Annotated in this window: 22 protein-coding genes; 11 read left to right on the top strand and 11 right to left on the bottom strand. The window is 67.4% G+C overall.

From position 1 onward, the window contains the following. The first annotated feature begins 12 nt into the window (after nt 1-12). The 7 genes from AC07XP_RS20885 to AC07XP_RS20855 all read left to right on the top strand — a co-directional run bounded on the left by AC07XP_RS20885 (nt 13) and on the right by AC07XP_RS20855 (nt 9,240). Nucleotides 13-1,635 (top strand): methyl-accepting chemotaxis protein, encoded by a 1,623-nt coding sequence (locus tag AC07XP_RS20885; protein ID WP_495265742.1) that lies wholly within the window; start codon nt 13-15, stop codon nt 1,633-1,635. 16 nt (nt 1,636-1,651) lie between these two features. After that, a complete protein-coding gene (locus tag AC07XP_RS20880; RefSeq protein ID WP_235926749.1) occupies nt 1,652-2,179 on the top strand; it encodes a chemotaxis protein CheW in 528 nt (175 codons plus the stop codon). 10 nt (nt 2,180-2,189) lie between these two features. Next, nucleotides 2,190-3,908, top strand: a complete 1,719-nt coding sequence (locus AC07XP_RS20875; RefSeq protein ID WP_495265741.1) for a methyl-accepting chemotaxis protein — start codon at nt 2,190-2,192, stop codon at nt 3,906-3,908. A 124-nt stretch (nt 3,909-4,032) separates the two neighbouring features. Then, nucleotides 4,033-5,985: a flagellar hook-associated protein FlgK gene (gene flgK, locus AC07XP_RS20870; protein WP_495265740.1), complete on the top strand. Its 1,953-nt coding sequence runs from the start codon at nt 4,033-4,035 to the stop codon at nt 5,983-5,985. Nucleotides 5,986-6,014: 29 nt separating this feature from the next. After that, nucleotides 6,015-7,226: a flagellar hook-associated protein FlgL gene (gene flgL, locus AC07XP_RS20865; protein WP_495265739.1), complete on the top strand. Its 1,212-nt coding sequence runs from the start codon at nt 6,015-6,017 to the stop codon at nt 7,224-7,226. Between the two features lie 147 nt (nt 7,227-7,373). After that, complete coding sequence (locus tag AC07XP_RS20860) at nt 7,374-7,997, top strand: pentapeptide repeat-containing protein (RefSeq protein WP_495265738.1); 624 nt, start codon at nt 7,374-7,376, stop codon at nt 7,995-7,997. A gap of 184 nt (nt 7,998-8,181) precedes the next feature. Further along, nucleotides 8,182-9,240, top strand: coding sequence for a hypothetical protein (locus tag AC07XP_RS20855; protein WP_495265737.1), 1,059 nt, complete (start codon nt 8,182-8,184; stop codon nt 9,238-9,240). A gap of 23 nt (nt 9,241-9,263) precedes the next feature. On the opposite strand, the gene kdsA is transcribed toward AC07XP_RS20855, so the two are convergent. Continuing rightward, nucleotides 9,264-10,115, bottom strand: a complete 852-nt coding sequence (kdsA, locus tag AC07XP_RS20850; RefSeq protein WP_495265736.1) for a 3-deoxy-8-phosphooctulonate synthase — start codon at nt 10,113-10,115, stop codon at nt 9,264-9,266. 158 nt (nt 10,116-10,273) lie between these two features. On the opposite strand from kdsA, the gene AC07XP_RS20845 reads away from it, so the two are divergent. Further along, a complete protein-coding gene (locus AC07XP_RS20845; protein ID WP_495265735.1) occupies nt 10,274-10,876 on the top strand; it encodes an SMI1/KNR4 family protein in 603 nt (200 codons plus the stop codon). 10 nt (nt 10,877-10,886) lie between these two features. On the opposite strand, the gene AC07XP_RS20840 is transcribed toward AC07XP_RS20845, so the two are convergent. Continuing rightward, nucleotides 10,887-11,744, bottom strand: a complete 858-nt coding sequence (locus AC07XP_RS20840) for a LysR family transcriptional regulator (protein WP_495265734.1) — start codon at nt 11,742-11,744, stop codon at nt 10,887-10,889. A gap of 83 nt (nt 11,745-11,827) precedes the next feature. On the opposite strand from AC07XP_RS20840, the gene AC07XP_RS20835 reads away from it, so the two are divergent. Beyond that, a complete protein-coding gene (locus AC07XP_RS20835) occupies nt 11,828-12,205 on the top strand; it encodes a tautomerase family protein (protein WP_495265733.1) in 378 nt (125 codons plus the stop codon). Between the two features lie 135 nt (nt 12,206-12,340). On the opposite strand, the gene AC07XP_RS20830 is transcribed toward AC07XP_RS20835, so the two are convergent. Continuing rightward, nucleotides 12,341-13,525: an alpha/beta fold hydrolase gene (locus tag AC07XP_RS20830; protein ID WP_492685878.1), complete on the bottom strand. Its 1,185-nt coding sequence runs from the start codon at nt 13,523-13,525 to the stop codon at nt 12,341-12,343. 238 nt (nt 13,526-13,763) lie between these two features. On the opposite strand from AC07XP_RS20830, the gene AC07XP_RS20825 reads away from it, so the two are divergent. Further along, the gene (locus tag AC07XP_RS20825) at nt 13,764-14,819 is read left to right on the top strand and encodes a sensor histidine kinase (RefSeq protein WP_495265732.1); all 1,056 of its coding nucleotides are present in this window, start codon (nt 13,764-13,766) and stop codon (nt 14,817-14,819) included. Next, nucleotides 14,816-15,610 (top strand): LytR/AlgR family response regulator transcription factor, encoded by a 795-nt coding sequence (locus AC07XP_RS20820; RefSeq protein WP_495265731.1) that lies wholly within the window; start codon nt 14,816-14,818, stop codon nt 15,608-15,610. Before AC07XP_RS20825 ends, AC07XP_RS20820 begins: the two co-directional genes overlap by 4 nt. Nucleotides 15,611-15,649: 39 nt before the next feature. Here the strand turns inward: AC07XP_RS20820 and AC07XP_RS20815 are convergent, their stop codons facing one another. From AC07XP_RS20815 to fliL, 8 genes are read right to left on the bottom strand one after another with little or no spacing between them, the layout of a single operon-like run. Next, a complete protein-coding gene (locus tag AC07XP_RS20815) occupies nt 15,650-16,531 on the bottom strand; it encodes a hypothetical protein (protein ID WP_495265730.1) in 882 nt (293 codons plus the stop codon). 57 nt (nt 16,532-16,588) lie between these two features. After that, nucleotides 16,589-17,386 (bottom strand): flagellar biosynthetic protein FliR, encoded by a 798-nt coding sequence (fliR, locus tag AC07XP_RS20810; RefSeq protein WP_495265729.1) that lies wholly within the window; start codon nt 17,384-17,386, stop codon nt 16,589-16,591. Then, complete coding sequence (gene fliQ, locus AC07XP_RS20805) at nt 17,383-17,652, bottom strand: flagellar biosynthesis protein FliQ (RefSeq protein ID WP_062469313.1); 270 nt, start codon at nt 17,650-17,652, stop codon at nt 17,383-17,385. Before fliQ ends, fliR begins: the two co-directional genes overlap by 4 nt. Next, complete coding sequence (gene fliP / locus AC07XP_RS20800; RefSeq protein WP_495265728.1) at nt 17,649-18,407, bottom strand: flagellar type III secretion system pore protein FliP; 759 nt, start codon at nt 18,405-18,407, stop codon at nt 17,649-17,651. The genes fliQ and fliP overlap by 4 nt, the downstream gene beginning before the upstream one ends. Continuing rightward, a complete protein-coding gene (gene fliO, locus AC07XP_RS20795; protein WP_495265727.1) occupies nt 18,404-18,886 on the bottom strand; it encodes a flagellar biosynthetic protein FliO in 483 nt (160 codons plus the stop codon). Before fliO ends, fliP begins: the two co-directional genes overlap by 4 nt. Continuing rightward, on the bottom strand, nt 18,883-19,311 hold the full coding sequence (gene fliN / locus AC07XP_RS20790) for a flagellar motor switch protein FliN (RefSeq protein WP_062469325.1): 429 nt from the start codon (nt 19,309-19,311) through the stop codon (nt 18,883-18,885). The genes fliO and fliN overlap by 4 nt, the downstream gene beginning before the upstream one ends. After that, a complete protein-coding gene (gene fliM / locus AC07XP_RS20785; RefSeq protein WP_062469328.1) occupies nt 19,304-20,305 on the bottom strand; it encodes a flagellar motor switch protein FliM in 1,002 nt (333 codons plus the stop codon). Before fliM ends, fliN begins: the two co-directional genes overlap by 8 nt. 30 nt (nt 20,306-20,335) lie before the next feature. Next, on the bottom strand, nt 20,336-20,851 hold the full coding sequence (gene fliL, locus AC07XP_RS20780) for a flagellar basal body-associated protein FliL (protein ID WP_139700342.1): 516 nt from the start codon (nt 20,849-20,851) through the stop codon (nt 20,336-20,338). Nucleotides 20,852-20,996 lie beyond the last annotated feature (145 nt).

Below are 20,996 nucleotides of genomic sequence, written 5' to 3'. Positions count from 1 at the left end.
GACGCACCGGCCATGCGTGTCAATCTGCCCGTCACCGACATCGAATACGAACTCTCGAAGGAAGAGGCCCTGGTGTCCCGCACCGACCTCAAGGGCCGCATCACCTACGTCAACCCGGCCTTCGTCGCGGCCAGCGGCTTCACGGCCGGCGAACTGCTGGGCAAGGCGCACAACATCGTGCGCCACCCGGACGTGCCGCCCGAGGCCTTCGCCGACCTGTGGCGCACGCTCGACCAGGGCCTGCCCTGGACCGGCCTGATCAAGAACCGGCGCAAGAGCGGCGACTTCTACTGGGTCCTGGCCAACGTCACGCCGATCCGCCACCAGGGCCGCGTGGAGGGCTACATGTCCGTGCGCAGCCGCCCCGCGCGCGAGGACGTGGCCGCCGCCGATGCGCTCTACCGCCGCATGCGCGAGGGCGAGGCCAAGGGCCTCGAACTGCTGCAGGGCGAGGTGGTGCGCAGCGGCTGGGCGCGTCCGCTGGCGCGGCTGCGTCGCATCCCGGTGCGGCGCCGCGTGTTCGGCGTGACCGTCGCGGCGGCTGCGTTGTCAGCGGGCCTGGGCGCGCTGGGCTGGATGGAAGCGTCCCGCCTGACGGCCGCGTCTGGCGCGCACAGCTGGCTGCCCACCGCCGTGGCAGCGGGCAGCCTCGGCGCCGCGCTGGCCTGGCTGGGCCTCGGCGCGTTCCTCGGGCGCACGGTGTTCCGTCCGCTCGACGAAGCGATCGAGGTCGCGCGCACCATCGCGGGCGGCGACCTCGTGCGCTTCACGGTGCGGCCCGGCGACGAGATCGCGGGGCTGCTGCGCGCGCTGAACCAGATGAGCGCCAACCTCTTCGCGATCGTCGCCGACGTGGGCGCGAACGTCGCGGGCGTGATGTCGGCGTCGAGCCAGATCGCTTCGGGCAACGAGGACTTGTCGTCACGCACCGAGCAGCAGGCCAGCTCGCTGGAGCAGACGGCGGCGTCGATGGAAGAGCTGACCTCGACCGTGAAGCAGAACGCGGACAACGCCCTGCAGGCGAACCAGCTGGCCGTCTCCGCGTCGGAAGTGGCGGTGAAAGGCGGCGCCGTGGTGTCGCAGGTCGTGGACACGATGGGCTCGATCAACGCCTCGTCGAAAAAGATCGTCGACATCATCGGCGTCATCGACGGCATCGCGTTCCAGACCAACATCCTCGCGCTCAACGCGGCCGTCGAAGCGGCCCGTGCGGGCGAGCAGGGCAAGGGCTTTGCGGTGGTCGCGTCGGAAGTGCGCAGCCTGGCGCAGCGTTCGGCCGCGGCTGCGAAAGAAATCAAGACCCTCATCGGCGACTCGGTGGAGAAGGTCGAGGCGGGCAGCAAGCAGGTCGCCGAAGCCGGCCGCACCATGCAGGAGATCGTCGGCAGCGTGAAGCGCGTGACCGACATCATGGGCGAGATCACGACGGCGAGCCAGGAGCAGACCTCGGGCATCGAGCAGATCAACCAGGCCATCGCGCAGATGGACCAGGTGACGCAGCAGAACGCCGCATTGGTCGAAGAGGCCTCTGCCACGGCGCAATCGCTGCAGGAACAGGCGGAGGGCCTGGTCCGGGCCGCAGGGGTATTCAGGACCGGGGCGGGCGAGGGTGCCGGCGCCCGGGATGCGTATTGAACGAGGAGAAGAACACATGTTGAACAACACCAGAGACACCACATCGCCGCGATCGAATGGCGCGGCGCCGTCCGCGTCCGCCGTGGCCAACCGCCTGGAGGTCGTGACCTTCAAGCTCGGCGACGAGGAATACGGCATCGACATCCAGAAGGTGCAGGAGCTGCGCGGCTACGACGCCGTGACGCGCATCGCGAACGCGCCGGACTACATCAAGGGTGTGGTCAACCTGCGCGGCATCATCGTGCCGATCATCGACATGCGCATCAAGTTCGAGCTGGGCGCACCCACCTACGACCAGTTCACGGTGGTGATCGTGCTGAACATCGCGGGCCGCGTGGTGGGCATGGTGGTGGACAGCGTGTCCGACGTGATCACGCTCACGGCCGAGCAGATCAAGCCGGCGCCCGAGATGGGCTCGGTGCTCGACACCGACTACCTGATCGGCCTGGGCACGCTGGACGAACGCATGCTGATCCTGGTGGACATCGACCGGCTGATGTCCAGCGAAGAAATGGGCCTCATCGAAGCCGCCGCCACCGTTTGAGGACCACCCCATGACATTCTTTTCGAACCTTCGCATCGGCACCCGCCTGACCCTTGCCTTCGCCGTCGTGCTGGGGCTGACGCTCATCTCCAGCGCCGTGGGGCTGATGTCGGCGCACAAGAACGCCGAAGCCACGCGCATCATGATGCAGAGCCCGCTGGCCAAGGAGCGGCTCATTTCCGACTGGTACGTGCTGACCTACTCGGCCATCGCGCGCACCTCGATGATCGCGCGCACCACCGACGAGGCGTTGCCGATGCTGTTCGCCGACGTGATCTCCGAGAGCGTGAAGAAGGGCAGCGAGACCATGGCCAAGGTCGAGGCGCTGCTGGTCACCGACGAAGAAAAAGCGACCTACAAGTCCATCGTTGAGCTGCGTGCCAAGTACCAGGCCGCCAAGGACGAGGTGACCCGCGCCAAGGCCAGCGGCAACACGGTCGAGACCGTGCGCGCCTACCAGCTTTCGTTCCAGCCGGCCGCCAAGGCCTATGAGAACCGCGTGCTCGAGCTGCTGGCCATCGAGCGCCGCGCCATCGACGACATGAGCCACGCCATCGACGCGGCGAATGCGAAGAGCTTCAACCTGCGGCTGCTGCTGACGGCGCTCACGGTGCTGCTGGGCGGCCTGTTCGCCTTCTTCATCTCGCGCAGCATCGTGCGTCCGCTGGCCAAGGCCGTGGGCGTGGCCGAGACGGTGGCCGCGGGCGACCTGAGCGCGAACATCCGCGTGGACAGCCGTGACGAGACCGGGCAGCTGATGCAGGCGCTGAAGGACATGAACGCGAATCTCGCGAAGGTGGTGGGCGAAGTGCGTACGGGCACGGAGACCATTGCCACGGCATCGGGTCAGATCGCTTCGGGCAATCAGGACCTTTCGTCGCGTACCGAAGAGCAAGCCAGCTCGCTGGAGCAGACGGCGGCGTCGATGGAAGAGCTGACCTCGACGGTGAAGCAGAACGCGGACAACGCGCGTCAAGCCAATCAACTGGCGGTTTCCGCTTCTGAAGTGGCAGTGAAGGGTGGGGCGGTCGTATCCCAGGTCGTGGACACGATGGGGTCGATCAACGCGTCGTCCAAGAAGATCGTGGACATCATCGGCGTGATCGACGGCATCGCATTCCAGACCAACATTCTGGCTTTGAACGCTGCAGTGGAAGCCGCACGCGCAGGCGAGCAGGGTCGTGGATTCGCCGTCGTGGCTTCCGAAGTGCGAAGCCTCGCTCAACGCTCCGCAGCCGCCGCCAAGGAAATCAAGACCCTGATCGGCGACTCAGTGGAGAAGGTCGAGGAAGGCAGCAAGCAAGTCGCCGAAGCGGGCCGCACGATGGAAGAGATCGTGGGCAGCGTCAAGCGCGTGACCGACATCATGGGCGAGATCACGGCCGCGAGCCAGGAACAGACCTCGGGCATCGAGCAGATCAACCAGGCGATCACGCAAATGGACCAGGTGACGCAGCAGAACGCGGCGCTGGTCGAAGAAGCTTCGGCCGCCGCGCAGTCGCTGCAGGAGCAGGCCGGCAGCCTCGTGCAGGCCGTGAGCGTCTTCAAGCTCGACGCGAACGCTGTCGCGACGACCCGCGCCAGCTTCACGCGCATCACGCCAATTCCCAAGCCGCCGAAGCCGACGCCCAAGCCGCGCGCCAAGGCGCTGCCCACGCGCCGTGAACCGAGTGGCGCACCGCAGCTCGCCATGGCCGGCGATGCCAAGGGCGACTGGTCGGAATTCTGAGCCAGGCGTAAAGACGACGCGCGCCCCTCAACTTCGGGCGCGCGCTGCCGATAACCATGGGGAGGCATCGCGTGATGCCGCTCCCCCATACCCCTTTGACAGGTAAAGCCTTATGTCCGGAAGCATGTTCTACACAGGTCTGAGCGGCCTCGCGGTCGCCCGCACCGCGCTGATGACCACGGCCCACAACACCGCCAACGTGTACACGGCCGGCTACAGCCGCCAGATCGCGCAGATCGCCTCCGCCGGCGGCATTGCCAGCGGCTCGGGCTTCATCGGTTCGGGCGCCAACGTGACGACCGTGTCGCGCAGCTACGACCGCTACCTCACGGCGCAGCTGGCCACCGCGCAGTCGCAGTCGGCCGCGCTGGCCACCAACGGCGTGCAGGTCAACCGCATCGACCAGCTGCTGGCCGACAAGACCTCGGGCATCGCGCCGCTGATGCAGAGCTTCTTCACCAGCGTGCAGGGCGTGGCCAACACGCCGGCCGACCCGGCGGCGCGCCAGCAGATGATCAGCGCGGCGCAGTCGCTGGCCAGCAAGTTCCGCGCGACCGACCAGTACCTGTCGGACCTGAACACCTCGGTCAACGAGCAGATCGTGGGCAGCGTGAGCCAGATCAACACCTACGCCGCCAAGATCGCCAGCCTCAACCAGCAGATCAGCCAGATGAGCGCGGTGGCCGGCGGTCAGGCGCCGAACGACCTGCTCGACCAGCGCGACCAGCTCGTGAGCGAGTTGAGCCAGGTGGTCGACGTGCGCGTGCTGCAGCAGGACGACGGCAAGTACAACGTGTTCATCGCCACCGGCCAGTCGCTGGTGGTGGGCGACCATGCCTCGAAGATGGCGGCGGTGACGTCGTCGGCCGACCCCACGCGCCAGGTGGTGGCCCTGTCGGGCTTTGCCGGCAACACCGTCGAGCTGGACGACAGCGCCTTCACCGGCGGCGTGCTCGGCGGCCTCATGGCCTTCCGCAAGGACACGCTGATCCCCACGCAGAACGCCATCGGCCGGCTCGCCATGTCGGTGGCCGACGCGGTGAACGCGCAGCACAAGCTGGGCGTGGACCTGAACGGCGCGCTGGGCCAGAACTTCTTCTCGCAGGCCGTGCCGGGCACCATCGCCAATGCCGGCAACGCCGGCAACCTCGAGCTCGGCGCCACGCTGACCGATGCGTCCAAGCTCACCACGAGCGACTACAACGTGAGCGTCACCGACGTGGGGGGCACGCTCACCTACACGGTCACGCGGCTGTCGGACAAGACGCCGATGGGCAGCTTCACCACCTTCCCGATCAGCTTCGACGGCGTGAGCCTCACGGCCGCGAGCGGCACGGCGCAGGCCGGCGATTCGTTCCTGGTGCAGCCCACGCGCACCGGCGCGCGCGATCTCGAGGTGCTGGTGCGCGACCCGGCCAAGGTGGCCGCCGCCTCGCCCGTGATCACCGGCAACACCGCGGGCAACAAGGGCAGCGGCGCACTGGGCGCGGCCACCGTCGATGCCGCCTACCCGGGCTCGCCGCTGGCCGGCAACGTCACGCTGAGCTTCAACGCGGGCACCGGCACGCTGTCGGGCTTTCCGGCCGGCTCGGCCGTGACCGTCACGCTTGCCAACGGCACCGCCACCAGCTACCCGGCCGGCACGCCCGTGCCCTACACGGCCGGCGCGAAGATGAGCTTCGACGGCATCACCGTGGCCATGACGGGCGCGCCCGCGCAGGGCGACACCTTCACCATCGGCAAGAACACCGGCGGTGTCTCAGACGGCGGCAATGCGCTGCTGCTGGGCGCGCTGCAGCGCAAGACCACGATGTCGAACGGCACCGCGACCTTCAACGGCGCCTACTCGCAGCTGGTGAGCGACGTCGGCAACCGCGCCATGTCGATCAAGGTGGCCGCCGTCACGCAGGACAGCGTCACCGGCCAGATCAAGGCCAGCCAGCGCGCGATTTCCGGCGTAGTGCAGGACGAGGAAACCGGCAACCTGCTGATGTTCCAGCAGATGTACCAGGCCAACGCCAAGGTGATCCAGACCGCCTCGGCGATGTTCGACGCCATCCTCGGCATCCGTAGCTGAACCCTTTTGTACAGATTCCAGGACCCGCGATGCGCATCAGCACCCAATCCTTCTACGAACAGAGCCTGCAGTCGATGGGCCTGCAGCAGCAGAAGCTGTTCAAGGTCCAGCAGCAGCTGGCGACCAACTCCAAGTTCCTGACGGCCGGCGACGACCCGGTGGGCGCGGCGCGCGCGCTCGGCGTGAGCCAGACGCTGGCGGAGGGCGCCCAGTTCACCACCAGCCGGCAGCGCGCGGCGCTGGCGCTGTCGACCGAAGAGAACGCACTCGACTCGGTGACGTCGATCCTGCAGCACGTGAAGACGCTGGTCGTGCAAGCCGGCGGCGGCGGCCTGTCGGACGCCGATCGCGGCTCGCTTGCCACGGCCATCCAGAGCAGCCTGGAGCAGCTCGTGGGCGTGGCCAACAGCGACAACGGCAGCGGCCAGTACCTGTTCGCCGGCTACAAGAGCGGCAGCCCGCCCTTCGTGATGGCTGCCGGCGGCGGCGTGCAGTACGTGGGCGACCAGGGCGAGCGGCTGATGCAGATCGACGTGGCGCGCCAGATGTCGACCTCGGACGACGGCCGCAGCATTTTCCAGTCGGTGCAGGGCGGTGCGGGCTACGTGACCTCGGGCTCACCTGCCAACACCGGCTCGGGCGTGTTCGGCGCCGTGAGCATCACCGACGCCACCGCACCGAACTACGGCAAGGATTTCACCATCCGCTTCACCGGCACCGACTACACGGTGATGACCAAGGACACGCCGCCCGTGGTGGCCGCGAGCGGCCCGTTCACCGCCGGCACCCCGATCTCATTCGGTGGCGTGCAGATCGCCATCAGCGGCACGCCGGCCAACGGCGACAGCTTCGACGTGTCGACCGCGCAGAACGCCGGCACCGACATCTTCGCGGCCCTGGGCGAGCTGGTGAGCGCGCTGCGCGCACCGCTCAACGGCGGCGGCGCGGCGGCTCAGGCGCAGCTGCGCAACGCCTTGAGCACCGCCAACGTGAAGGTCACGAACGCGCATGACAACGTGCTCACGGTGCTGTCGTCGGTGGGCTCGCGCCAGGTCGAGCTGCAGGCGCTCGACAGCGCGGGTGCCATGAACAAGCTGCAGGAAGAAAGCTACCTGTCCTCGATCGAGGACCTCGATCCGTACACGGCGATTTCCGAGTTCTATCAGCGGCAGTCGTCGCTGCAGGCGACGCAGATGACGTTTGCCAAGTTGAACAGCATTTCGCTTTTCAACTACCTGTGAGGGTGGGGTGGCCAGCGGCTGCGTGCTGGCCACTGGAGGAGGACGCCCATCGTCGCGATGGACGCGGGCAGAATGCGTTGACTGGCTGCCGTCGGTCGTCCGCTTGGCAGCCGCGCACCACCCCCACCTTCCTCGGAGAATCGATCCATGGCCGAACGTGCATATGGGGCACCGGCACCTGCGACCCAGACCACGCTGGCTGGAGAGCGCTGGTACGGCAAGGACATCGACCGGCAAACCTACACCGCCGTCCTGTTCAGCGATCTCGACCTCACGGAGGCCAGGAACACCGGCTCGGTGTTCACCGACTGCACGTTCCGGAGCGCGCGCTTCAATTCGTCGGTCCACACGGATGCGGCTTTCGTCAATTGCACGTTTGTCGCCTGCAAGTTCTTCGACGCCAGCTTCATCGATTGCAAGTTCATCGGCAGCATGTTCGATGGCTGCATGTTCGAGGTGATGAAAGTGGTCGGCGGCGACTGGTCGTTTGCCGGCCTCCCGGGGGCGGACCTGCGCAAGGCGTCGTTCCATGGCACACGGATGCGAGAGGTCGACCTCACGGGCGCACGATGCGACGGCGGCGTGCTTCGCGATGTCGATCTGTCGGGGGCCTGGCTGCACAGCGCCAACTTCTCGCGCTGCGACCTGCGTGGCAGTGACCTGAGCGCACTCGAACCGCACAACGTGCAGCTCCAAGGCGCAGTCATCACCGCCGTGCAAGCCTTGACCATCGCCGAGGCGCTGGGAATGGACGTCAGGCCGGAGGAATAGAAGCGAGGCAGCGCGGGTGCGATGAACACGAGGTAGGAAGCACGCTGCCTGCCGTTGGCGTGGGATTGCTTCTCCACCTGCGTTTTGCGAGGCGGGCCACCGGTTCCCGTGGCCTCCCACAAAAGCGGTATTTCGTTTGCGAATCGTCGGGCTAGATTCAGGCGCCATCCTGGAGGAGAAAAGCATGCCGATCGTTCGCACCCTGGCCCTGAGCGTCTTCCTGCTGGGCACGGCCTTGCCCGCCCTGGCTGCGAACGACGGCACCGACAGCCATTGCGTCATCGGCAAGGACAGCACGCTTTTCAACCAGTGCAACTACAGCGTCGACGTCGGCTTCTGCGTCGAGAACCCGCGGCAGACCAAGCACTTCTTCGACAGCTCCGAGGCCTTCCAGTGTCCCAACGGCGGACTCAGCACACTGGGCCCCGGCAAGAAGGAGGGCAACCTCCTGCACGGCACCGTGCACTGGTGGGCCTGCTCGACCAAGCACCGGGGCACGGGCCGGTGGCGGTACGTGGAAGGGCGGGGCTACCGGGGGTACTGCTTCTCCGAGAAGGAGGCGAAGGCAGCAAATACAGCGCCCTCGCAGCGAACGCGGGCCTCCTCGGAAGAATGCAAGGCGCTGCAGCAACGCGCCACGCAAGCCTCGGGCCCCGGCGCGGACCGCGTTCACAACTACACGATGATCGAGTACCTCGATCGCAGCTGCGGCAACCTGACGCCCGAAGACCGCGCGGCCACGCGCAAGGTCTATCAGCAGGAGTACGTGCGGCTCGTCTCCGAATGCAGACATTCGGGCGCCAGGAACTGCGACTCGGCAGCCATGCCGAATGAAGCCGCGGCGCCGGAGCGCCCGACGGTTCAGGCGGGCACTGTCTCCGCGGCGAGGCCTTCCTCGCGCAGCGAACCCTCCGTGGACATGCTGATGTCGCGATGCTCGGACGCCCTGCGGACCGCCATCGACACCTTCTACCAATCGGAGGTGGAGGCCGACCGCTACTACCGCCGCACGCACACCGGGTCGCGCGAGCGCGTGCAGGGCTGGATGACGGAAAAAGCCAGGGTCGAATACGCCGCAGGTGCGCTGGCCGTTCCGCCCCAGTCGCTGGCCGAGTACCACGCCGGAGCGCTGCAGGAGGCGGCGAGCCGGACCCGGCCGATGGGCAATGGCCTGCACGATCCCCATCGCGAACAGGCGCTCCTGCGGGCCTGCTACATGAAGGCCCGCCTCGACAGCCGCTAGAGGCCCGTGCGGGCGCGTCCTGTTCAGGCGCGGATGTGAAGGGGCGCGAACGACTTCACCAGGTCGTCCAACGCCTTCAGCTGCGTGAGGAACGGCTCCAGCTGGTCCAGCGGCAGGGCGCTGGGGCCGTCGCACTTGGCCTGCGCCGGGTCGGGATGCGCTTCGAGAAAGAGGCCCGCCAGGCCCACCGCCAGGCCCGCGCGCGCCAGCTCGGCCACCTGCTCGCGCCGCCCGCCCGAGGCGATGGCGTTGGCCTCGCGTTGCTGGAGCGAATGCGTCACGTCGAAGATGACCGGCAGGTTCCCGGTGACCTTCTTCATGGTGCCGAAGCCGAGCATGTCCACCACCAGGTTGTCGTAGCCGAAGCAGGTGCCGCGGTCGCACAGGATGACGGAGGAATTCCCCGCCTCCTTGAGCTTCTCCACGATGTTGAGCACCTGCGTCGGGCTCAGGAACTGGGGCTTCTTGACGTTGATGACCTTGCCCGTTTTGGCGAGCGCGACGACCAGGTCGGTCTGGCGGGCGAGAAACGCGGGCAGCTGCAGGACGTCCACCACTTCGGCGACGGGTTTCGCCTGCCAGGGCTCGTGCACGTCGGTGATGACGGGCACGCCGAACGCGGCCTTGACGGCCTCGAAGATCTTCAGGCCTTCTTCCAGGCCGGGGCCCCGGTAGGAATGGATGGACGAGCGATTGGCCTTGTCGAAGCTCGCCTTGAAGACATAGGGAATGCCGAGCTTCTGCGTGACCCGGACGTACTCTTCCGCGGCACGCAGGGCCATGTCTTTCGACTCGAGGACGTTCACGCCGCCGAACAGGACAAAGGCACTGCTGTTGCTGACGGTGATGGCGGCGGTGATGGCGACGGTGGTCAAGGCGAGCTCCTCTGAAGTGTCTGTTGCCCCGCATTCTCGCGGTTCGGCTTCTGGCCCAGAATGGGCTACGGCCTGAACCTGCCTGGCCGATAGGGGCGGTGCACGAACCCGGCGCGGGGCCGGCGCACCGTGATCCGCGTTAGGCTGCAGCGAACGCCATGAAAGTCCTTTTCCCCAATCCCTTCGGCCGCGCACCGGCATCGGCGCAGGCGGTCGACGCGCTGCAGCGCCGCCTCGGTTTCTCGAACGCCTACGCCACCTTCCTGCGAACCCAGAACGGCTTCTCGCTGTACGAGATGGAACAGGCCGGCGACATCGCTGCCTATGTGCGGTCAGACGGCACGGCGAGCAGCGCGTCGCACGCCAACTTCCGGGTGCTCAACAGCTTCGGCGCCTCGGACCCCCACTGCGACCTGGAGACGCTGCAGGCCGAGAGCCTGCTGGCCGACTGGTTTCTGGACATCGGCAGCGACCCGGCGGGCAACCCGTTCGTGGAGGTGCTGCACGGCCGGCACAAGGGCCGTATCGCCAGCCTCGACCACGACCTCTTTGCAGGCAAGCTGGACACGCAGGAGTTCCTGGCCGACATGGAGCTGGCCCACCTCCCGTCGCTCGGCCTGGACGCGCAGGCCGATGCGCTGTGCGACGAAGCGCAGGGCCTGGTGTGGTTCCACGCCAGCGGCATGCAATCCTTCCTGGACCACTGCATCCACTGCGACGACGATTTCTGGGGCTTCGTGGTGGACGAGCGCGCGCCCTGACGCGGTCGGATCAGTTTCTCGCCACGCTCCTGAACGCCGCAGACAGGGCGTCCACGGCATCCCGCGCCCGAGCCTCCCGGACCCGGGAGTGCAGCAGGACCGGCAGGCGCGGCAGATCGGGCAGACCGAGCTTCGGCCCCACGTCGACGCAGCCCAGGGGCAGCATGCGCGGCGCCAACGCCGCGACCCCCAGTCCGGCCATCACCGCCGCCGCCACGGCCGCGACGCCGCCGCCCACAAACACCTCGGTCCACGGGATGCCGGCCGTGTCCAAAAGCTGCTCCGCCAGCGCGCGCACGCCGCAGGGCTGCGCCATCGTGGCCAGCGGCAGGGGCTCACCCACGCGGTGCAGCCAGCCCGCGGCAGCGAACCAGCCGAAGCGCTCCTGCGTCAGAAGCTTCCCGTCCGTGCGTCCGGCATGCAGCCGGACGATGACCGTGTCGAGTTCGCGTCGGTCGTAGCTCTGGAGCAGATCGCCCGACGAACCGATCCGGATATCGATCAGCAGCTGCGCGTCTTGCGCGTTCATGCGGGCGATCAGCGCGGGCAACTCCGGGCCCGCGACGTGGTCGCTGATGCCGATGGTCAGCCGCTGGCGGGCGCTCGCAAAGGCCGCCAGCGTGCGATCGTGGACCGCCAGGAGTTCCCGGGCATGGCCGAGGAAGGCGGCACCGCGCGCCGACAGCTCCACGTGCCGCGGTGTGCGCTCCAGGAGCCGGCAGCCCAGCCTGTCTTCGAGGCGTTTCAGTTTCAGGCTGATCCCTGCCTGCGTGGTCTGCATGACTTCCGCGGCGCGCGTGAAGCTGCCCAGCTCGGTGATGCGAACGAAGGCCTGAACGGCGTCGAGATCCAGCGGGCGATCAGTCATGACAAAAGATTGTTATTGAGATAAGTATCAATAGCAAATCTGAATACATAACATCCGCTGTTCCACCATGACCCGGAGTAGCGATGCCCACCATTCACATCTCGATGCGCGCGGGAAAGCCTGAGGCTTACCGGCAGGCGATCTTCGACAGCCTCTATCGCGCCCTGCGTGACACGTTGAACGTGCCGCAAGACGATCAGTTCATGACGATCACCGAGCACGAGGCCGCCAACTTCCGATATGGAGGCGCCTTCGGCGTCGCGCGCAGCGACGATCTCCTGTACATCCAGATCAGCGTTTTCAACACGCGCACCGCGCAGCAGAAGAAGGCGCTGTTCCAGCGCATTGCGCAGCTGCTGGCCGAGAGCCCGGGGATACGGCCGGAGGACGTGTTCGTGACCCTGGCCGATGCACCCAAGGAGAACTGGTCCGTCGGGCATGGGCTGGCGCAATTTGCCTGAGGAATGGCTCCTTCAGCCTCCAAAAGAAAGCCTGCATCCATCGCGCGATTCCAGAAAACTGGCGGACGGAATTTGAAAGAGGCCGGCTTCCTCTTCCCGACCGGACGCTTACTGACAACGCCACTCACCGCGCGCCTACTTCGCCAGGAGCGACGCAATTGCCGGCCCGGCCAGGCCGATGGTGGCACCCAGTGCATCGGCGTGGCCGTTGGGACTGTTCATCTCGACATACTCTGCCGGCGTGCCTTGCGCCTTGAGGATCTCCACGGCGCGTTGGGACAGGAGCGGCGGAAAGATCTGGTCCGAGCTGATGCCCACGAACAGCGACCTGGCCTTGATGCGTTCTGGTTTGGCGCTGGGCAACTGCAAGGCCTTCAGCGTGTACAGCCAGCTGTTGGCGTCCATGCCCTTGGCACGCGCTTCGCCGATCTTCTCGAGGGTGGCATCGACCGCAAACTGGTTCGCAGCCGCTTCGCCGGGGTTCTTGCCCGGGTCGGCCCACTTCTGGCCGAAGGCCTTGTCGGCCCAGGCGAAGCTGAGCGCGTCGAGCGTGACCAGCCGCATGGCCTGCGTCATGCCTGCCAGCGGCTCGGCCTTGCCGTGGTAGTCGCCGTGGGCCCAGTTCGGGTCCAGTCGCACGGCCGCGCCCCACGAGCTCATCTTGGCGATGGCGTAGGCCGGGCTGTCGACGCCAGGACCCACGATGGACACCAGGCGTTGCACGCGCTCCGGGTAGGCCGAGGCCCATTCCACCGACATCCAGGCGCCGGCCGACGCGCCCGCCACGGCGTAGAGGGTTCGAATGCCCAACGCATCGAGCAGCGCCTTCTGCACCTCCACCGTGTCCCGCGCAGCCAGCACCGGGAAGCGCGGACCATACGGTTTGCCGGTGGCGGCGTCGATGCTGGCCGGGCCGGTGCTGACGACGGTGGCCGATGCGCGATTGGGGTTGGCCAACGCGTCGGTCGCGATGACGAAGAACCGATCGGTGTCGATCGGCAGGCCGGCGCCGATGATCGTGTCCCAGTAACCCGGCGCGGCGTCGCTCGCCGCATACCGGCCGGCGGCGTGCGAGGTGCCGGTGATGAAGTGATTGATGAGGATCACGTTGTCTCGCGCCGCATTCAGGCGGCCATAGGTTTCATAGCCGATGCGCACGCCCTTGATGACCTGGCCGTTCACGGTCGTGTAGGTGGGCAGGTTGAACACCTGCTTTTCCACGATGCCGTCGAAGGCCTGTGCGTTCGTCGTGACGAGGGCGGCACAGACGGCGGCCGCGGCGCAAAGCAGCGTGTTCGAAAGAGAAGAAGATCGTTGCATGGGGACTCCCGGGTGGTGAGGTCCGCACTGTCGGCGGCCGCAGCCAGGCGCGCATCCGGTTTGGCGCCCAAACGCCCGGTGGAGGGCATCAACGGTCGTGAGGCGGCATCGAGCGGTCGCCGTTCGGTCCCCTCAAACGACGGCTCGAGGACAAACTCGCCCCCACGAGCCCTCGATCGGTGGCGGCATGGCGTGCCAACCTCTACAGTGGCGCGATGCATGCAGCCGACGGCCACCCGTGATCCGCGTTGATTCACCGATTTCCGCCCGCTGGCTGGGCGCAGCGCGGCTGACGGCCGGCGCGTTCCTGCTGTGCGCGATCGCGGCCGGGCTGCTCTTCTGGGCCGCTCCTGCGCTCGAAACACCGGCGCGCCTGTTCGTCTTCGTCGAATGTGTCGGCATGGTGTTCGTTGCGTGCGTCGCGGTGCTGGGCCGCTTTGGACGGCTGCGGCGAATGCAGGCGCTGCCCCGTTGGCTTCTGACCGGCGCGATCGCCATCCCGACGGGGTACTTCGGGGGGCACCTGGTCGCGCTCCTGATCCTGGACGAACCGGTCGGCCGCGTCGTGGGTCATGACAGCGACTACATGGTGGCGTTCGCATTCGGCCTGGTGCTGGCCATGTTCGTCCTCTACGTCGCCGCGACGCGTGACCAGCTTGCCAAGGAAGCGGTCGCCCGATCCGACGCCCAGCGCCTGGCCACCGAGTCGGAACTGCGGCTGCTGCGCGCGCAACTCGAGCCTCACATGCTGTTCAACACGCTGGCGACTCTGCGCTCGCTCGTCGACGAAGACCCGCGACAGGCCGAGCGCATGATCGACCAGCTGATCGTCTACCTGCGCAGCACGCATGCCGCGTCACGCGACGAGGTGACGACGCTGCAGTCGGAGTTCGCCCAGCTGAAGGCGTACCTCGACATCATGTCCTTGCGCATGGGGCCGAGGCTGGCCTATCGGCTCGACTTGCCCGCCGAGCTGGAGCGGATCGCCATCCCGCCGATGCTGTTGCAGCCGCTGGTCGAGAACGCCATCAGGCACGGCCTGGAGCCGAAGTTGGGCGCAGGGGGCGTCGAAGTGCTGGCACGTTCGATCGAGGGCGGCATCGAGGTCGCGGTGGACGATTCCGGTCTGGGCTTGTCGCCGCACCCGCCCGCTTCGGGTGGCGACGAGGTCTGCGGGGCCGGACTGAAGAATGTGCGTGACCGCCTCCAGGCCCTCTATGGCTTGCGTGCGTCCCTGTCTCTGCAAGCGCGATCGCCGTGCGGCGTGCGCGCGGTCGTGAGGATTCCATCGTGAACGCGTGGCGCGGCGTGATTGCCGAAGACGAGCCGGTGCTGTCGAGAACGCTGCAGCGCTTGTTGCACGAAGCCTGGCCCGAGCTGGAGATCGTGGGCGTCGCCGACGATGGCCTGAAGGCGATCGAGCTGGCACAGACCCTGGCGCCCGATGTGATGTTCCTGGACATCAAGATGCCGGGCAAGACAGGCCTGGAAGTCGCCGAGGCCGTCGCTGACGAGTGGCCCGACGACCAGGCCGAACCGCTCTTCGTCTTCATCACCGCGTACGACAACTTCGCGATCTCGGCGTTCGAGCATGCGGCGATGGACTACATGCTCAAGCCGGCGACGCTCGAACGCCTGCAGGTCTGCGTGCAACGCTTGAAGCACAGGTTGCACGAGCGCGCGCGGACACCGGCGGCCGGTGGCATGGCGGCCCTGATGGAGCGCGTGCAGTCGATCACCGATCCGGCCGGCGCGCCTGAAAAGATCAAGGTCATCCGCGCCGGCGTCGGCAACACCGTGCGGATGATTCCGGTCGCGGAGGTGATCTGCCTGGAAGCCGCCGAGAAGTACGTCAATGTCGTCACGGCCCAGGGCGAGGCGCTGGTGCGCATGAGCCTGCGCGATCTGGTGTCGCGGATCGACGCCACCGACTTCACGCAGGTGCATCGCGGCGTGCTCGTCAACACCCACTGCGTCGTGAGCGCCACCCGCGACGAGAACGGGCGCTACAGCCTGTCGGTGCGGGGCCTGGCGCGATCGCTCAAGGTCAGCCGGGCGTTCGGGCACCTGTTCCGCGCGATGTAGCGGCAGCGGGCTCGTGAATGGACGGGGCCAGGGCCGGGCTCATCGTCTCGGGGCGCGCAGCCTCGCAATGCCGAAGCCCAAGGCCACGGCGACGCACAAGAATGCCAGCACGGCCAGCCAGGTGGATTGGGTGAAGTAATAGGCGCCCAAGGCCGCACCCGCCGCCACGAAGGCGCCCAGCCATTCCAGGGCGGGGTCGAGCCAGCTCTTGGCAGCGTGCGCCTTGGGTTCCGCGAACGCGCGATCGTGTTCGTCGATCTGCTGTGTTGTTGTCGGCGGTCTGCGGGCCTTCCGTTGTCGCGGGTCGGGGAAGTGTTCTCGCAACGCCGACGTGGGCCAGGCGCCATCGCTGGATGACGCGAGGCCGCTCAATGTCCAGACCGGGTCCGCGTCGTGCCTCGCAAGATCCGACATCAGGCTTTCGAGCGCCTTGCTGTCGTGGAGACCGTCGATGTCCCCAAGATCGGCGCGCAGCCATGGCTCGGCGTCGGCCGCATCTGGCAAGCCGGAGGTGCGCAGCAGGAGGTAGTCCCCGAAGTGCTGCGCAATCAGTGCTTCAAAGGACGCGTAGATCGGGCGGTAGCGTTCTCCGACGGCGCCGAGAATCGCTTCACGCCGCTGCGTCAGCCGCGCAACCGCTGCGGCCTTGTCAATGACGAGGTAGGGATAGGTCGCGTCGGCGCCGAAATCCTCGATGCATTCCTCGCGGTCGACGGCCGAGGCTTCGTCGTCCATGTCGTATTCGTCGATGAAGCGCGCGTACCGGATGTCGCTGGGGCTGAAGAGTGCTCGCCAGAACAGCGGGAAGAACGCGTTGGCCTCCAGCTCCGCGCCATGGCCGAAGAAACTGCGCCATTCGTTGCGGCTGCCTTCCGGCATCCGGGGCAGGGAGGAGCTGGACAGATAAATGGGGTGTGACATGCGCGATCTTCCGTGTTGCGGCCGGAATCATCTTAGTGGGAGTGGCGCGCCATCCCCTCAGCGCCGCAACCCCTGCGTGAACCGCAGCATGTTCGAGAGCGACTCCGCAAACCGCGGCTCCAGGAACGCCGCCAGGTGCGGCATCAGCAGCTGCAGCATCACCAGCCCCGCCAGCAGCGTGAGCGGAAAACCCACCGCGAAGATGCTGAACTGCGGCGATGCGCGGTTCAGGATGCCCATGGCGAGGTTGAGCGTGAGCAGCGCGGTGATCAGCGGCAGCGCCAGCAGCAGGCCGCTCGCGAAGATGTCGCCGCCCGCGAGCACCAGGAACATCCAGCCGCCGGCCGCCAGCGGTGCGTCGGCGATGGGCAGCGTGTGAAAGCTCGCGGCCAGTGCCTCCAGCATGAGAAGGTGGCCGTCCAGCGCCATGAAGATCAGCATCGCCAGCATGTTCAGCAACCGGGACACCACCATCGTGCTGCCGTGGCTCATGGGGTCGAAGAAGGACGCGAACGACAGGCCCATCTGCAGGCCGATGTATTCGCCCGCGGCCAGCACGGCCGTGAACACCAGCCGCATCGAGAAGCCCATGGCGGCGCCGATCAGCACCTGCTGCACAAGAATCCAGAAGCCGCCTGCCGATACCACGGGCACCGCCGGCAGCGGCCCGAGCGTGGGCGAGATCACCAGCGTCAGCACGGCGGCGATGCCGACCTTCACCTGCCGCGTGGCCCAGGGCTCGCCGAAAACGGGCGCCGTGGAGACCATGGCCAACATGCGAACGAAGGGCCAGAGGAAGGCCACCAGCCAGGCCTCGAGCTGGCCCGAGGTGACGGAGAAAACCGAGGGCGTCACGCCAGCATCTGCGGGATGCTGGCGAACAGGGCGCGCATGTAGTCGAGCATGCGGTCGAGCATCCACGGCCCGGCGATGACCAGCGTCGCGAACACCGCGAGCAGCTTGGGAATGAAGGACAGCGTGGCTTCGTTGATCTGCGTGGCCGCCTGGAAGATGCTGACCACCAGGCCGATCACCAGTGCCACCAGCAAGAGCGGTGCGCCCAGCAGCAGCGAGATTTCCATGGCCCGGTGGCCCATGGTCATGACGGATTCGGGCGTCATAAGTAGAAGCTCTGCGAGAGCGCACCGATCAGCAGCTGCCAGCCGTCGGCCAGCACGAACAGCATGAGCTTGAAGGGCAGCGCGATGGACGCGGGCGGCACCATCATCATGCCCATCGACATCAGCACGCTCGCCACCACGAGGTCGATGATGAGAAAGGGAATGAAGATGGTGAAGCCGATCTGGAACGCGGTCTTCAGCTCGCTGATGACGAAGGCCGGCAGCAGGATGCGCAGCGGCACGTCTTCGGGCCCCTGCATCTCGGGCGCCTTGGCGAGCCGCGCGAACAGCGCCAGGTCGGTCTCGCGCGTCTGCCTGAGCATGAAGGTCTTGAAGGGCGCGATGCCGCGCTCCAGCGCTTTCTCGGCGCTGAGCTTGCTTTCCGAGAACGGCACGTAGGCCTCGGTGTAGGCCTTGTCGAACACCGGCGACATCACGAAGAAGGTGAGGAACAGCGACAGCCCCACCAGGATCTGGTTGGGCGGCGAGGTCTGCGTGCCGATGGCGGTGCGCAGCAGGCCCAGCACGATGAGGATGCGCGTGAAGCTGGTCATCGACAGCAGCAGCGCGGGCAGGAAGGTGAGCGAAGTCAGCAGCACCAGCGTCTGCACGCTCAGCGACCAGGTCTGGCTGCCGCCGGGGCCCGGTGTGCTGGTGAGGCCGGGCAGGCCTTGCGTCCACGCGGCGGCGGGCAGCGCGGTGGCGAGCAGCAGCAAAGCGGTGCGCAGGCCGCGGTGCAGGGCGGGGCGCGTCATGGGGCGGTGCGCGCCTTGCCCGCGAGGGAGTCGCGCAGCTTCTGGGCGAACAGGCCCACCGGGTTCTGTGGCGACATGGGTGTGACTGCCGCAGGCGTTGCCTGTGCCGGCAGCGTGTGCAGCGTGCGGACCTGACTGCTGGTGACGCCCAGCACCAGCCACTGGCCGGCCACGTCCACCACGACCACGCGCTCGCGCGGGCCGACCATGGCGGTGGACACCACCTTCACCACCTGGCCGCCGCCCAGCCGCTGCAGGCCGAAGCGCCGCGCCAGCCATGCGCACAGGAAGATCAGGCCGACGACCGCCGCCATGCCGAAGCCCGCCTGCAGCAGGCCCGCGCCGCCGACCGCAACGGGCGGCGCGGCTTCGCGCACCGGCGTGGGCACGGTGGGCAAGGCCGCATGGGCCGCATGCAGGCCCAGTGCAAGCAGCGCGGTTGCCCGCGCAAGCAGCGAAGACACCCGCGCCAGGTTCATGCGCGCGCGAGCTTCTGCATGCGCTCGGAGGGCGTGACGATGTCGGTCAGGCGGATGCCGTACTTCTCGTTCACCACCACGACCTCGCCCTGCGCAATGAGGTAGCCGTTGATCAGCACGTCCAGCGGCTGGCCGGCCAGGCCGTCGAGCTCGACCACCGAGCCCTGCGAGAGCTGCAGCAGGTTCTTGATGGTGATGCGCGTGCGGCCGATCTCGGCGGTGAGCTGCACGGGCACGTCGAGCACGCGCGCGATGTCCACGGGCGTGGCGGACGATGCAGCCGGCGCATCCTGGATCTGCTGGAAGACCTGCGCCGTTGCGGGAGCCACGGCCGGGTCGGGCGCGGGCGCGCTGGCCGCGGTCTGCTCGGCCAGTGCGCTGGCCCAGTCGTCCGCGTCGCTGGCGGCAGAGGTGTTGTCAGTCATGGTCGTTCTTCGAATCGCTGTCTTGGTGGGAGATCATGTGTTGCACGCGCAGGGCGTAGCGCTCGTTGGAGGTGCCGTAGCCGCAGGCCATCACCGGCACGCCGCCGACCTTGGCGACCACCGTCGCCGGCAGCTCGATGGGAATCACGTCGCCCACGCGCAGCTTCATCACCTCGCCCAGCGTCGAGGGCATGGTCACGAAGTCGGCGGTGAGCTCGACGTCGGCGGCCTGCATCTGGCGCGACATCTGCGTGACCCAGCGCTTGTCGACCTCGACCTCGTCCTGGATCGGGTTGGACAGCAGGTCGCGGATCGGCTCGATCATCGAGTAGGGCAGGCACACGTGCAGGAAGCCGCCGATGGGGCCGAACTCGATCTGCAGCGTGGTGTTGATCACCACCTCGTTGGGCGCGACGATGTTGGCGAGCTTGCCGTGCATCTCGGCGCGCACGTAGTCGAAGGCCAGCGGAAACACCGGCTGCCATGCGTCGCCGTAGCACTGCAGCGACAGGTCGAGCAGGCGCTTGATGATGCGCTGCTCGGTGCGCGTGAAGTCGCGCCCTTCCACGCGCACGTGGTAGCGCCCGTCGCTGCCGAACAGGTTGTCCACCACGAGGAACACCAGCTTCGGGTCGAACACGAAGAGGGCGGTGCCGCGCAGCGGCTTCATGTGGACCATGTTGATGTTCGCGGGCACCGGCAGGTGCCGCACGAACTCGCCGAACTGCTGGATCTGCACGGGCCCCACCGAGATGTCGGGGCTGCGGCGCATGAAGTTCAGCAGCGCGCTGCGCAGGCCGCGCGCAAAGCGGTCGTTGATGACCTCCAGCGTGTGCATGCGGTTGCGCACCACGCGGTCGGGCGCACCGAGGTCGTAGGCCGGCAGGCCGTCGGGCGGCGGCGCGGGCGCGGCGGCCTGGTCGAGGTCGCCGCCGGTGACGCCCTGCAGCAGCGCATCGACCTCGTCCTGGGAGAGCACCTGTTCATACGCCATGGATCGCGGGTCCGCAAACGGGCATCGTCGTCACTGCACGACGAAGGAGTTGAAGGACACGCTGGCAATGCCCAGCTCGGGCAGGCCTTCGGCCAGCGGTGCGTTCAGCACGCCGTGGATCTCCGTGGCCAGCCGGGCCTTGTCTTCCGAGGTGACCAGCGACTCGGGCGGGCGGTTCGACAGCAGCACCAGCAGGCGGCTGCGCAGCTCGGGCATGAACTCCACGATCTGCGCCTTGGCCTGCTCGTCGCGCACCTTCAGCGCCATGCCGATCTGCAGGAAGCGCGAGCGGCCTTCGGACTGCAGGTTGACGGTCAGCGGCTCCAGCAGCAGGAAGATGGGTTTCTCGGGCACCGGCGCCTTGGCCGTCTCGGCGGCGGCGTGCTCGGTGAAGCGGGGCAGCACGAAGACATACGCCGCCGCGCCGGCCGCGGCCAGCCCGAGGACGGCCACGAGCCCGATCAGCAGTTTCGAGGTGCGGCGCGAGGCCGGCGGGTCGGTCGCGACCGACGCAGCCGCGGTGGCGGCGGGAGAAGAGGTAGCCATGGTGAAACGGTGGACGGGTCCGATCTATTCTTTGCGAAGTCGCCCGCCGGCGAACGGCCGAACAAGCGCACAAAGGCGCTTCACATCCGTTCATTGGGGGAGGCGGGCGGGGCGGTTTCAGGCGAAGGTGTCGACGCCCGGGCCC

The sequence above is a fragment of the Variovorax sp. GW531-E2 genome (genome assembly GCF_059423125.1).
The sequence above is the reverse complement of the archived record's forward strand: the minus strand, read 5'-3'. Positions and strand labels throughout refer to the sequence as shown.